This window comes from Streptomyces sp. NPDC088747 (assembly GCF_044751025.1).
Taxonomy (GTDB): domain Bacteria; phylum Actinomycetota; class Actinomycetes; order Streptomycetales; family Streptomycetaceae; genus Streptomyces.
Map to the genome: position 1 here is coordinate 41737 of NZ_JBIVKZ010000001.1, position 12249 is coordinate 53985.

Sequence of the window (12249 nt, forward strand, 5' to 3'; positions counted from 1 at the left end):
TCAGCGCACCGCTTCGGCGTGCACCAGATAGCGGGTGAGTTCGGACCGCGACCGCACCCCGAGCTTGCGGTACACGCGCGTCAGGTGGGCCTCCACCGTCTTGCGGGACACGAACAGGGCGGTGGCGGCCTCGCCGTTGCTCAGTCCGTCCCCGATGGCCAGCGCCACCTGGAGTTCCTGGGCGGTGAGCCGGTCGGTCCGCGGTGCCGGGTCCCCTGCGTCGCGGACCCGGTGTCCGGCCGCGGCGAGTTCAACGGCCGCCCGGGACCGCCAGGAGGCCGCGCCGAGTCCGGCGAACGCCAACTGGGCGGCGAGAAGCAGCCCGCGAGCCGCCGTGGGCCGCCGGAAGCGGCGCAGCAGCTCACCGCACGCCAGCTGGGTCCGCGCGAGCTCGAAGGTCATCTCCTCGCGTGCGTGGACGCGTTCGGCGACCCTCAGCCACTCCTGTGCCTCTTCGGCGGACTCCGCGAGCATGACGCGGCAGTGCGCGTAAGCGGCGGCCGGCCAGGCGAGTCCCGTGGACCGGGCGAGCCCCTCGGTCCAGTCGGCGAGCCGGGCGGCGCTGTCCCGCTCGCCGGTGCGGACGTACGCCTCGGCGAGGTCGGTGAGGAACGGCATCAGGTTGGGGTTGCCGAGCCCTGTCTCCCGCGCGAGGGACAGGGCGCGTTCGAGGTGCCCGGCGGCGGCCCGTGGGTCTCCCGCGGTGAGCGCCGCCGAACCCAGCGCCGACTGCGCGAAGATCTCCAGCCCGCGCACCTTGCCGCAGTGCCGCTCGTAGGCGGCGACCCGGTCCTCGCAGCCCGCCCGGTCACCGCGCAGCCCGTCGAGTCGCGCCAGCAGGAGCTGCGCGTACCCGGCCACAGCCCGGTGCCCGAGCTCCTCGGCCCGGCGCAGCGCTTCGGTCCCCGCGGCGACGGCCGTCGGCCAGCGGCTCCACGACGCCACCTCGCACCGGCCGACCAGCGCGGCGGGCAGCAGGGCGCGGACCCCGTCGCGCCTGGCCCCGTCGACGACCGCGTCCAGCACCGCCGTCGCAGCTTCCCGCTCGTCCACCCAGGAGAGCGCCCGGCCGAGCTGCACCGCCAACTGCGGTTCCTCAGACGGCCGGTCACGCTGCGGCGCCGCACGTCCGGCGAGGAGCAGGGCGCGGCCCTCGGCCACTTCTCCGGCGAGTGCCTGCGCGCAACCGCGCATCACGTCGGCGAGGTGCCGGGAGGTGAGCGCGGCCGGCCCCGCGCCCGTTTCCCTCTCGACGAGGTCGGCCATGGCCACGGATCGTGCCGAGGCGTCGACCGCCCAGCCGATCCGGCCGTCCGTCGCCGCGGGCAGGACAGCCGCCCCGTACAGGGCGCAGGCGCGGAAGCGGTCCACCGGTCGCACCGCCTCGGCCGCCGCCACCAGCGAGCGGTGGGCGCGGCCCGGGTCGCCGAGCCGGCCGCGGATCTGGCCGCGCAGCAGCTCGATGTCGGCGGTGAGCCGGACGTCCTCGCTCCAGCGCAGGGCCTGTTCGCACCAGTCGACGGCATCGCGGGAGGCTCCGCCCCAGAAGGCGTCCCGTGCGGCGTCGAGCAACCGCTGAGCCCGGTCGGCGGCCGAGGGCGACAACTCGGCGGAGCGGTGCCAGGCGTGCGCGGCAGCGGTGAGCGCGCCACGGCGGCGGGAACGTCCGGCCGCCTCCGCGAGTGCCGCGGCCACCGTCTCGTCCGGTCCGGCCGCGGCGGAGGCGAGGTACCAGGTCCGTTCGTCCCCGGCCGAGAGGTCCGCCAACGTCCGGTACGCGCGCAGCCGTTGGGCCAGTGAGCAGTGGCCGAACACCAGCGGCCGGAGCACCGGATGCCGTAGCTCGTAGCCGTCGTCCAGAGCGCGGATCAGTCCGCTCTCCTCGGCCTCCTCCAGGACGCCGAGCGACAGGCCGTTGACGGACAACGCCTTTTCCAGCAGGGCGAGTTCGGGTGTCCGGCAGGCGGCGACGTACACGAGGGCCGTGCGCGTGCCGTACGGGAGCGCCCGTATCCGTCCCCACCAGGCCCGTTCGACCAGCGGTCCCGGCATCTCCCAGGCGGTGTCGGCCAGTTCGCCCCCGTGTTTCCTCGCGTCCACGAGCGCCGCCGCGTACTCCACCAGGACGAGCGGATTTCCCGAACTCAGCGTGACCAGGCGGGTGACGGCGGGCTCCGCGGGGTCGACCCCGTGGCGCTCCAGCAGTCGCCGGCTGTCGTCCTCCGCCAGGGGCGCGACGGTCAGCCGGGGCACGTCCTCCCAGGTGGTCTCGTCGTCGGCCGCCGGGCGGGCGGCCATCACCAGGGCCACGCGCTCGCGGGCGAGGCGGCGTGCGACGAACTGGAGGGCCCGCCGCGACTCGGGGTCCGCCCAGTGCAGGTCGTCCACGAGCACCAGCAGCGGCCCGGCTTCTCCGGCGGCGGCCAGCACACCGAGCGTCCCGGCGCACACGGCGTACGGATTCGGCTCGTCGGCGTCCAGGAGTGCGAAGCACGTCTCCAGCGCTCGGCGACGGCTCGACGGCAGGCCGGCGAAGTGCGACCGCAGCGGGAGCAGCAGGTCGGCGAGGACCGTGTACGGCAGCACCGCCTCCGACTCGATCCCGCGTGCCCGCAGAACCCGTACCGGCGCTTTCCGCGGGCTCCCCGCCACCGGCACACCGTCCCGCGCACGTTCGGCGAGGTGGTCGAGCAGGCGGGTCTTCCCTATGCCGGGGTCGCCCCTCAGCAGCAGTGCCGCTCCCCGCTCGGGCAGCGACTCCAGCAGTCCGTCCAGCAGTGCGCACTCCCGGTCGCGCCCGACCGGTACCCGTTCCCCGTAGTCGTCGTCCGTGACCGGGTGTTCGCGCAGCCCAGCTGTCATCGTCGGCTCGTTCATGAGGCCCCCGTGCCCTTCACTCCCCGCATACCCCCGTATGCGCACCACCGCGGCGCTCGGTGCCGCCCGCCCAGGATGCTCCCCTCGCGATGGTCACGGGGAGTAACCGGCAGCCCTTCATCCCGTACTACGCCATCCGACGGAGGTCCCTGTCCGTCACGGGATGGGGCCGCCTCACACTCCGGTGGTGGGATCGAACCAGGTGGGCTCGTCGGACAGCGCCTGCTTGATGCGGAGCAGACTGAACTCGCTCAGTGCCGGCAGCGCGTCCACGTCGAACCAGCCGACCTCCAGCGACTCGTCGTCGTTGACCCGCGCCTCGCCGCCGACCGCCCGGCACCGGAACGTGATGTCCATGTACTGGCAGTGGTCGCCGTTCTCGTAGATGACCGGGGCGAGGGCCTGGACGAGCACGACGCGGTCGACGACGCAGCGCACGGCCGTCTCCTCGAAGACCTCCCGCACCGCACCGGCCGCGGGCTGCTCCCCGGGGTCCGGGATGCCACCGATCACCGACCACTCGCCGGTGTCGGAACGGCGCCCGAGCAGGACCCTGCCCTCGTCGTCGAAGACGATGGCGGTGACACCGGGGAGCCAGAGCAGTTGGTGCCCGGCGGTGGCCCGGATGGTGCGGATGAAATCGGGAGTAGCCATGTTCCGACCCTAACCGCCTGTTTCCACCACTCAGTTACCGTCCGGGAACGCCGGTCTGAACGCCGCCGCCGCGTCGTCCGCGCACGGTCGTCGCCACCGCCCGGCCGAGGCCGCCCGCCGCGACCAGCACCAGAACCATCTCGGGCAGGATCCCGAGACGCGTGGCGGGTGTCTGCGAGGACCGCAGCGGCACCTCCTGCACCAGCGAGTCCGCCACGAACATCCCGGTCTTCTGGGTGATCCGCCCGTCCGGCATGATGACGGCGCTGACGCCGCTGGTCACCGGCACGGTGACGGTCCGGCTGTGTTCCACGGCGCGGACGCGGGACATGGCGAGCTGCTGGTAGGTCATCTCGCTGCGGTCGAAGGTCGCGTTGTTGCTGGGCACCGAGATCATCTGGGCGCCGTCGGTGACGGTGTCGCGCACGGCCCAGTCGAAGGCGGCCTCATAACAGGTGGCCAGGCCGACCTTGGTGCCGTCCATGGTGAAGACGCCCGCCTGGGTACCGCGGCTGAAGTCCTGGCTCACCATCGACGTCCAGTCGCTGTTGATGGCCCCGATCAGCGAACGCAGCGGGAGGTACTCACCGAACGGCTGGATCTGCCGCTTGTCGTAGGTGTCGACCGAGCCCTTCTCCGGGTCCCACAGGATCTGCTCGTTGTAGAGCTTGCCGCCCCGCTCGACGACCCCGCCGACCGAGATGGGCGCGCCGATCGCCTTGGCCGCGCGGTCGATCACGGCGCGGGCGTCGGGGTTGGTGAAGGGGTCGATGTCGGAGGAGTTCTCCGGCCACAGCACGAAGTCGGGCCGCGCGACCTTGCCCGCCCTGACCTCGGCGGCCAGCCGCTCGGTCTCCCGCGCGTGGTAGTCGAGCACGGCCCGCCGCTGGGCGTTGAACTCCAGCCCGGCGCGCGGCACGTTGCCCTGGATGACCGCGACGGTCGCCGTACCGTCCTCGGCCTTGTCGCTGACCAGCGACCTGGCCGCGAGCGCCCCCACCACGGGGACGGCGACACTCAGCAGGGCGACCGCGGCGGCCCCGCGCCGCACGACCCGGGTGCGGCGGCCCTCCACGGCCAGGCGTACGGCCTCACAGAGCCCGAATCCGCAGAGCACGACCGCGAAGCCGAGCACCGGTGTGCCGCCCAGCGCGGCGAGCGGGAGGAAGACGCCGTCCGCCTGCCCGAAGGCGATCTTGCCCCAGGGGAACCCGCCGAACGGCACGCGCGCGCGTGCCGCCTCGCCCGCGATCCACAGCGTCGCAGCCCACAGCGGCCGGCCCGGCAGCCGCGAGACCGCGGTGATGCCGGCGCCGACGAGGGCGACGAACGCCGACTCCGCCAGGACGAGAGCGATCCACGGCCCGGGACCGACCTCCACACCGGTCCACACCAGGAGCGGCAGCAGGAATCCGAGCCCGAACAGGTAGCCGAGCCCGAGCCCCGCCTTCCAGGTGCGGCCGCGCAGTGTCCAGCCGAAGACCGCGAACGCCGGAAGCGCCAGCCACCACAGCGTCCGTGGCGGGAAGCTGACGTACAGCAGCACACCGGAGAGCACCGCGGAAGCGGCCGGGACGAGACGACGGGCCAGTCGGGCCACACGCGATACGGGCGCGGCCTGGGGTTCGAGCTGTTCCGGCTCGTCTACGGATGTCGCGGTGGCGGTCACTCCGGGAGTGTACGGCGCGTGACCTGGGCGCCGACAGCGTGGTCCGCCCGGCCCCGAGCGGCGGCGGACCGGCGCCCGGTGGTCCCCGCCACCGCGCGCCCCGTACATCTGCCGCAACGTTCCTGCGCAACTTGTCCACAAACCTGTGCATCACCCGTTACGGTGTGCCCGAGCCTCTGACGTGCGGCCGGAAGCGTCCGCGACGGGCCGGGGCCCGTCACGGTGGGGGGCGACGGGGTGGGGTCCACGGGGATGACGTCTGCGGCCGATACCACGGCCGCGGGCGAGAGACGCAACGCTTCCGACGTCACGGGTGTGCTGGTGCTCGCGGCCTGCGCGGCCTGGTCCCTGATCACGGCGGGCGCGCACGACGGCCGGCCCGAGGGCGTACTCCTGGCGGTCCTCGCCGTGGCGGCCGGCTACGCCTCCGGACGGATCCTCGGGGCACTCCTGCCCGTCGCCGCCCCCTGCGCGGGAGCGCTCGCCGGACTCGGCCTCGCGATCACCGCCCCGCACCCGGCTCCCGTCGCGGGGATCACCTCGCCCCTCGGGCACAGCGGCGCCACGACCGCGCTGCTCGCCCTCTCCGCCGGAGCCGCGTGCTGCGCGGCCTGGGCGGCACACCCGCCGGCGCTGCGCCTGGCACTGCGGCTGCTGGCGGCAGGGATCACGGTGACCGCGGCGCTGCTGGGGTCGACCACCGGCTTCGTCCTGTGCTCGGGGGTCCTGCTGTGCTCCCTCGCCGCCGCCCGTATGCGGCGCCGAGCGCTGGGGCTCGCGGGTCTCGGCCTCGCCGCGACGCTGATGACGGGAATGTCCTGGGCGATGACCGAGCACGCGCTGCCCGACGGCCTGACGGACGCCCTGGAAGGCCCGCTCACCCAGCACCGGATCCTGCTCTGGCACGACGCGCTGAACCTCGCCCGTGAGTACCCGGTCCTGGGCGCCGGACCCGGGCGCTACGGCGAACTCAGCCCGACGGTCGCCGAGTCCCTGCTGCCCGACGGCAAACCCCACTCCGCCCCCTTGCAGCAGGCGGCCGAGCAGGGCGTGATCGGTGCGCTGCTGCTCGCGGCGGTGTTCTGCTGGGTCCTCTACGCGCTGTGGCGCACCCGGCGTTCCACACCGATCGCTCTCACGGCGGGCGCCGCCCTCACCGCACTCGCCGTCGTCGCGTCGGTCGGCAACGCCCTGAGCTTCACCACGGTGACGGCCGGCGCGGGCCTGCTGGCCGGCCTCGCCACCGCACGGCCCCTGTCCGAGGAGGCACCGGAACATCTCACGGAGAGCACGGGTGGCCGGCCGGAAGCCTGACCACGGACGGCCGAGAGCAGGAGGCCTCGCAAAGGCCCGTGAGGTCAGAGCGCCGTGCCGGCCCTGGTCGCGCGCAGGTGGTCGCGGATGATCCGTACGGCCGCCTCCGCGTTGTCCACCGTGATCGTGAACGTGTGTCCGTCCCCGAGGAGAAGGACCACGCCCTCGCCACGTCTGACGATGACGGCGGTCCCCATCTCGGGCCGCCAGCGGTAGCCCCAGCCGCCCCACTGGCGGGGGGTGACCGAGGGCGCGAAGTCGGCTCCCACGACGTTGGAGAGGGGGATGCGCCGACGGGGCAGCCCTATGTGGCCGCAGCGCACCTCCAGGTGGTCCTTGTCCACCTTCACGGCGACGTGCACGAACGCGAGCGTGCCGAACAGGATGAGCAGTCCCGCCGCGATGCATCCGACGACGGACATGACGAGCGGCGCGCTGCCGGACGTCCACGCGGAGTCGACCGCAAGCTCGATACCGAGCGCGATACAGGCGGCGCCGCCGAGCGCGGGCAGCCACTGGACGCGGTTGGTCGCGCGACCGGTCCAGATCTCGGGGTGCGAGGCGTCCTCGCCGTGGGGGTGGTCCCTCATGTCCATGAGAGTACTCAGGTTCCGCAGCGCGGGCACCGGGTCGCGGAGCGTTACTGCTCCGGGTGGAGGCTCCTCGCCGATGCCGCGTCCATCGCGTGACCGAGAGTCACGACGGTCAGCGCGCGGGGCTGACCGCGGACAGCAGGCGGCCTTCCTCGTAGGCCAGGGCGGGGACGGGAAGCGCGCCCTCCCGGCCGCTGAGCAGCACCGTGACCGTGCCGGTCGCGGCGGCTTCCGGGGCCGCGACCTGACCCGTCCTGCGCAGAGCCTGGGCGGCGACCGCCCCGGCCGAGGCGTGCAGGACGAGCGGCGGCCGGCCGGGCCGCTGCACGGCGGCGCGGATACGGTCGGCGACCAGCTCGTAGTGGGTGCAGCCGAGGACGACGGCGGTGACGTCGTCGGGAGTACGCGCGGCGGCCGCGGCGATCGCCACGTCGATCGCGGCCTGGTCCGCGTGCTCCACGGCTTCCGCGAGACCCGGGCAGGCCACTTCGGTGACGTGCACGCCGTGTGCGAAGTCACGGATGAGACCGCGCTGATAGGAGCTGCCCGTGGTGGCGGGCGTGGCCCAGATCGCGACCGGTCCGCCCCCCGCCGCGGCCGGTTTGATCGCCGGCACGGTGCCGATGACGGGCACCGCGGGTTCGAGCCGGGCACGCAGCGCGGGCAGGGCGTGCACCGAGGCGGTGTTGCAGGCGACGATCAGCGCGTCGGGGCGCAGCCGGGCGGCGGCCTCGGCGACGGCGAGCGCCCGTACGGTCACGTCTTCGGGGGTGCGCGGCCCCCAGGGCATGCTGCCGGGATCCGAGGAGAGGACGAGATCGGCGTCGGGCCTCAGCCGGCGTACCGCGGCGGAGGCGGCAAGCAGTCCCATACCGGAGTCCATGAGCGCGATCTTCACCCGGTCACCTTAGACGATCCGCCTCCGCGCCCCCGGGTGGGGCAGACTTCGCCGCGTGAACGCCGTCGTGTGGACCGCCGTTGGATCACTGGCCGCCTGGCTCTGGCTGCTGCTCGGTCAGGGCTTCTTCTGGCGTACGGACATGAGGCTGCCTCCGCACCACGGGGAGCCGGACGACTGGCCCTCCGTCTGTGTCGTCGTACCGGCGCGCGACGAGGCCGCCGTACTGCCCGAGAGCCTGCCCTCGCTCCTCGCCCAGGACTATCCGGGGCGGGCCGAGGTCTTCCTGGTCGACGACGGCAGCTCGGACGGCACCGGGGACCTGGCCCGCGAGCTCGCGGCGCGGCACGGCGGGCTGCCGCTCACCGTCGGCTCTCCGGGGGAGCCGCCGGAGGGCTGGACGGGCAAGCTCTGGGCCGTACGCCACGGCATCGGCCTGGCACGCGCGCGTGCACCCGAGTACCTGCTGCTCACGGACGCCGACATCGCCCACGCGCCGGACAGTTTGCGGAAGTTGGTGGCCGCCGCGCGCACCGGTGGCTTCGACCTGGTCTCGCAGATGGCGCGGCTGCGGGTGGAGAGCGTGTGGGAGCGGCTCGTCGTCCCCGCCTTCGTCTACTTCTTCGCCCAGCTCTATCCCTTCCGTCGGATCGCGAAGTGGGGCTCCCGCACGGCCGCCGCGGCTGGCGGCTGCGTCCTGCTGCGCGCGGACACCGCCGAGCGGGCGCGGATTCCGGACGCCATCCGGCACGCCGTCATCGACGACGTCGCACTCGCCAGGGCGGTCAAGGGGATCGGGGGCCACATCTGGCTGGGGCTCGCGGAGGGCGTGGACAGCGTGCGCCCGTATCCGCGGCTGCACGACCTGTGGCGGATGGTCTCGCGCAGCGCGTACGCCCAGCTTCGGCACAGTCCGGTGCTGCTGGCCGGAACGGTGATCGGGCTCGCGGTCGTGTATCTGGTGCCGCCGGTCGCGCTGTTCGCGGGCCTGGCCCGGGGAAGTGCGGGGGCGGCGAGCGCCGGGGGGCTGGCGTGGGCGCTGATGACGGCGACGTACGTGCCGATGCTGCGCTACTACCGGCAGCCCCGGTGGCTCGCGCCGCTGCTGCCGTTCACGGCGTTCCTGTATCTGCTCATGACGGTCGACTCCGCGGTGCAGCACTACAGGGGGCGGGGCGCGGCCTGGAAGGGCCGCACCTACACGCGTCCCGACGCCGCCCTGGACGAGAGCTGACCGCTCACTTCCTGCCGGGGGTCCAGTCCATGCCCCACCCGTAGGCGTAGTCGACGGTGCGCTGAGGGCTGACCCCGCGCTCCGGGACCAGGTACCGGGCCTCGCGCTGGACGATCAGATCGCCGGCGTTGCCGGTGATGAGGGCGAGGGCGCAGACGGTCGAGGGCACCGTGCACTCGTCGAGCGAGAAGTCGATCGGCGCGCCGTTCAGCGGCTGGAGGGTGACCGTGGCGTGCAGGTCGGCGAAGGAACGCGCTCCTTCGTAGATGGTCACGAAGATGAGGATGCGCCGGAAGCTCTGCTTGTGGTCGAGGTTGATGGACAGGTTCTCGCCGCTCGCCACGGCGCCGGTGCGGTCGTCGCCGTCGAGATGGATGAACGGAGGCTGGTGGAGAGCTCCGTAGGCGTTGCCGAGTGCCTGGACGACCCCCTTGCGGCCGTCGGACAGCTCGTAGAGGGCGCAGAGGTCGAGATCGAGGTCCGCGTGCATCGCTACGGCCCGGCCCAGCTTGCTGCCCCAGCCCGAGAACTGCTTGCGCACCTCCCAGTTGAGGTTCACGCGCATGGCGCCGGAGACGCCGCCCTGCTTGCTCAGCGAGACCGACGGGGTCTCCTTGGTGAGCGTGACCTTGGTCAGACGCACCGGGGCCGGCGGAGCGGCGGGCGGGGCGGGAGGCATCGCCGGCGGGGCGGGCGGGCGCGCGGTGACGGGCGGGGCGACCGGCTGCCGGGCGGTCACCGGCGGGGCCACCGGCGCCGCCGCCCGCTGCGGCTCGTCCACCGTGATGCCGTAGTCCGTGGCCAGTCCTTCCAGGCCGCTGCTGTATCCCTGTCCGATGGCGCGGAACTTCCAGGCGCCCTGGCGCCGGTAGAACTCGCCGAGCACGAAGGCGGTCTCGACGGTCGCGTCGGCGCTGTCGTAGCGGGCGATCTCGGTGCCCCGCTGCCCGTCGAGCACCCGGATGTACAGTCCGGGCACCTGCCCGAAGGAGCCGCCGTCCGAGGAGGCGGCCACCACCACGGTCTCGATGGCGGGCTCCACGCGCGCGAGGTCGACGAGCAGTGTGTCCGTGACCTGGCCGCCCTGGCTCCCCTTGCCCTCGTACCGCACGGCGCCCGAGGAGTGCGCCGGCTGGTTGTAGAAGACGAAGTCGCTGTCCGATCTGACCCTTCCGGAGACCAGCAACAACGCGGAGGCGTCCGCGTCGGGCACGCCCGGTGCTGAACGCCAGCCCATCTCGACGCGCAGCGCGGTCGTCGGCACGGGAACGTTGGATCCCTTAGGCATTGACATGTACGGCCCCCATCACGTCATCTCCGCGCCGAAGGTCGCCTCGGGCAGTCCGCCGGCTCCGCTCCCGCCAAACCTAATCCCCCACGCGGCGAACTCCCACGATCGGGTCCCGAAGTTCAGTGGCCAACCGCCGGTAACCTGCCAGGTACTCGGCCTTTACACGATCTCAACGCGCTTTGATGCCCTTTTTTGCCGAGTTCGCTCGCATTGGGGATCCCAAGGCACTGCCGACGCGGAAAACAACCCTCTTATCGGTCTCCCCAACCAGCACATCGTGGGCTTAACTTATGTGCCATGACCTCCCCCCGCTCCACCTATGGCGGCGGTTACTACTCCGCGCCGTCCTTCCCGGACACCCCGATCTACGACTCGCTCGTCGCCGAGCGGGGCACCCCCCAGATCGCCCCGATCCGCGTTCCCTCCGCCTACGAGTCGGTCAGCCACCTGCCCGCGCTTCCGTCGGCACTCCCGGCCCTTCCCGCCGGACCCTCCCAGCAGGCCCCGATGTACGGCTACCCGCAGGCGCAGCAGCCCCAGCCACTGCAGCAGGCCCCGGCGCCCTACATCCCGCAGCAGACCGGCGCCCCGCGCGGCTACCCGGGCGCCCAGCCCCAGCAGCAGCGCCCGATGGCACCCGGCACGGGCTACGAGGCCATGCGCCCCGCGGCTCCCCGCCCCGCTCCCGCCCCTTACCAGGAGCAGCCCTACAACGGCCAGCAGTACCGCGGGTACTGAGCGGGCGGGCACCGAGTAATTCGCACCGGAATGTCGGTGCCTGCTGGCACGATGGCGTCATGGGGAACGCGGAGCTGCACTCGATTCATGTCCATCCGGTCAAGGCGTTCAGGGGCCAGGCGCCCCGGGAGGCCCTGGTGGAGCCCTGGGGGCTGGCCGGAGACCGGCGCTGGGCACTGATCGACGCCGAGGGGAAGGTCGTCACTCAACGCCAGCAGCCACGCCTGGCTCTCGCCGCCGCCGCGCTCGTGCCCGGCGGCGGCGTCCGTCTGTCGGCGGCCGGCCGCGAGCCGGTGACCGTCGCCGTGCCGGAACCGACGGACACGACGCCGATGAACTTCTTCGGGACCAAGGTGGAGGCGGTCCTCGCGGACGACGCGGCGCACGCCTGGTGCAGCGTCCATCTGGGCATCGACGTACGCCTCGTGCACCTGGACGACCCCGCCACGCGCCGCCCCATCGGCGATCCCCCGCATTCCCGCGCCGGCGAGATGGTCAGCCTGGCCGACCGCTTCCCGCTGCTGCTCGCCACGTCGGCCTCGCTGGACGCCCTCAACTCCCTCATCGCCCAGGGCGACCACCCCGGCGAGGCTCCCCTGCCCATGAACCGTTTCCGGCCCAACGTGGTCGTGGCGGGCACGGCGGCCTGGGCCGAGGACGACTGGTCCCGGATCTCCATCGGCGAAGTCACCTTCCGGGTAGCCAAGATGTGCGGCCGGTGCGTAGTCACCACCACCGACCAGGACACCGCCGAGCGCGGCAGAGAACCCCTGCGGACGCTCGGACGCCACCGCCGCATCGGCGACCGGCTGATCTTCGGACAGGACCTGGTGCCCGAGACCCTCGGCACCGTGCGGATCGGCGATGCCGTCACGGTCCTCGGATAACCGCCGGGAAAATTCCGTGAATAGGCCACGCACACGGGGAACCCGGGTCCCGGGCACGGTCGTTGAGGCTTCGTGAGAAGTCCCTGAGAGACCC

The 12249-nt window shown here is 73.1% G+C and carries 10 protein-coding genes; 4 read left to right on the forward strand and 6 right to left on the reverse strand.

Annotation, left to right across the window (positions count from 1 at the left end; genetic code table 11):
• The 3 genes from ACIP79_RS00190 to lnt form a co-directional block, all read right to left on the reverse strand.
• Positions 1 to 2877: an AAA family ATPase gene (locus ACIP79_RS00190; RefSeq protein ID WP_401217087.1), complete on the reverse strand. Its 2877-nt coding sequence runs from the start codon at positions 2875 to 2877 to the stop codon at positions 1 to 3.
• Positions 2878 to 3051: 174 nt separating this feature from the next.
• Complete coding sequence (locus ACIP79_RS00195) at positions 3052 to 3531, reverse strand: NUDIX hydrolase (protein ID WP_401217090.1); 480 nt, start codon at positions 3529 to 3531, stop codon at positions 3052 to 3054.
• 34 nt (positions 3532 to 3565) lie between these two features.
• Positions 3566 to 5200, reverse strand: coding sequence for an apolipoprotein N-acyltransferase (gene lnt / locus ACIP79_RS00200; protein ID WP_401217092.1), 1635 nt, complete (start codon positions 5198 to 5200; stop codon positions 3566 to 3568).
• 252 nt (positions 5201 to 5452) lie between these two features.
• Here lnt and ACIP79_RS00205 point away from each other — a divergent pair, with 252 nt between their 5' ends.
• Positions 5453 to 6514, forward strand: coding sequence for an O-antigen ligase family protein (locus ACIP79_RS00205; protein ID WP_401217095.1), 1062 nt, complete (start codon positions 5453 to 5455; stop codon positions 6512 to 6514).
• Positions 6515 to 6558: 44 nt separating this feature from the next.
• On the opposite strand, the gene ACIP79_RS00210 is transcribed toward ACIP79_RS00205, so the two are convergent.
• On the reverse strand, positions 6559 to 7104 hold the full coding sequence (locus tag ACIP79_RS00210) for a hypothetical protein (RefSeq protein WP_401217097.1): 546 nt from the start codon (positions 7102 to 7104) through the stop codon (positions 6559 to 6561).
• Positions 7105 to 7219: 115 nt separating this feature from the next.
• Positions 7220 to 8005 carry a glutamate racemase gene (locus ACIP79_RS00215; protein ID WP_401217100.1) on the reverse strand — a complete coding sequence of 262 codons (786 nt, stop codon included), beginning with the start codon at positions 8003 to 8005 and terminating at the stop codon, positions 7220 to 7222.
• A gap of 55 nt (positions 8006 to 8060) precedes the next feature.
• Here ACIP79_RS00215 and ACIP79_RS00220 point away from each other — a divergent pair, with 55 nt between their 5' ends.
• Positions 8061 to 9239 (forward strand): glycosyltransferase, encoded by a 1179-nt coding sequence (locus ACIP79_RS00220; protein WP_401217103.1) that lies wholly within the window; start codon positions 8061 to 8063, stop codon positions 9237 to 9239.
• 4 nt (positions 9240 to 9243) lie between these two features.
• Here ACIP79_RS00220 and ACIP79_RS00225 read toward each other — a convergent pair whose 3' ends face one another.
• Positions 9244 to 10527 carry a TerD family protein gene (locus ACIP79_RS00225; protein WP_401219146.1) on the reverse strand — a complete coding sequence of 428 codons (1284 nt, stop codon included), beginning with the start codon at positions 10525 to 10527 and terminating at the stop codon, positions 9244 to 9246.
• 300 nt (positions 10528 to 10827) lie between these two features.
• Here ACIP79_RS00225 and ACIP79_RS00230 point away from each other — a divergent pair, with 300 nt between their 5' ends.
• Both ACIP79_RS00230 and ACIP79_RS00235 read left to right on the forward strand, forming a co-directional pair.
• Positions 10828 to 11268: a DUF6643 family protein gene (locus ACIP79_RS00230; RefSeq protein ID WP_401217106.1), complete on the forward strand. Its 441-nt coding sequence runs from the start codon at positions 10828 to 10830 to the stop codon at positions 11266 to 11268.
• Positions 11269 to 11327: 59 nt separating this feature from the next.
• A complete protein-coding gene (locus tag ACIP79_RS00235; protein ID WP_401217109.1) occupies positions 11328 to 12155 on the forward strand; it encodes an MOSC domain-containing protein in 828 nt (275 codons plus the stop codon).
• Positions 12156 to 12249 lie beyond the last annotated feature (94 nt).

Coding starts and splice junctions, on each gene's coding strand:
- ACIP79_RS00190 (WP_401217087.1), bottom strand. CDS start 2,877: ATGAACGAGCCGACGATGACAGCTGGGCTGCGCGAACACCCGGTCACG.
- ACIP79_RS00195 (WP_401217090.1), bottom strand. CDS start 3,531: ATGGCTACTCCCGATTTCATCCGCACCATCCGGGCCACCGCCGGGCAC.
- ACIP79_RS00205 (WP_401217095.1), top strand. CDS start 5,453: ATGACGTCTGCGGCCGATACCACGGCCGCGGGCGAGAGACGCAACGCT.
- ACIP79_RS00210 (WP_401217097.1), bottom strand. CDS start 7,104: ATGAGGGACCACCCCCACGGCGAGGACGCCTCGCACCCCGAGATCTGG.
- ACIP79_RS00225 (WP_401219146.1), bottom strand. CDS start 10,527: ATGCCTAAGGGATCCAACGTTCCCGTGCCGACGACCGCGCTGCGCGTC.
- ACIP79_RS00230 (WP_401217106.1), top strand. CDS start 10,828: ATGACCTCCCCCCGCTCCACCTATGGCGGCGGTTACTACTCCGCGCCG.
- ACIP79_RS00235 (WP_401217109.1), top strand. CDS start 11,328: ATGGGGAACGCGGAGCTGCACTCGATTCATGTCCATCCGGTCAAGGCG.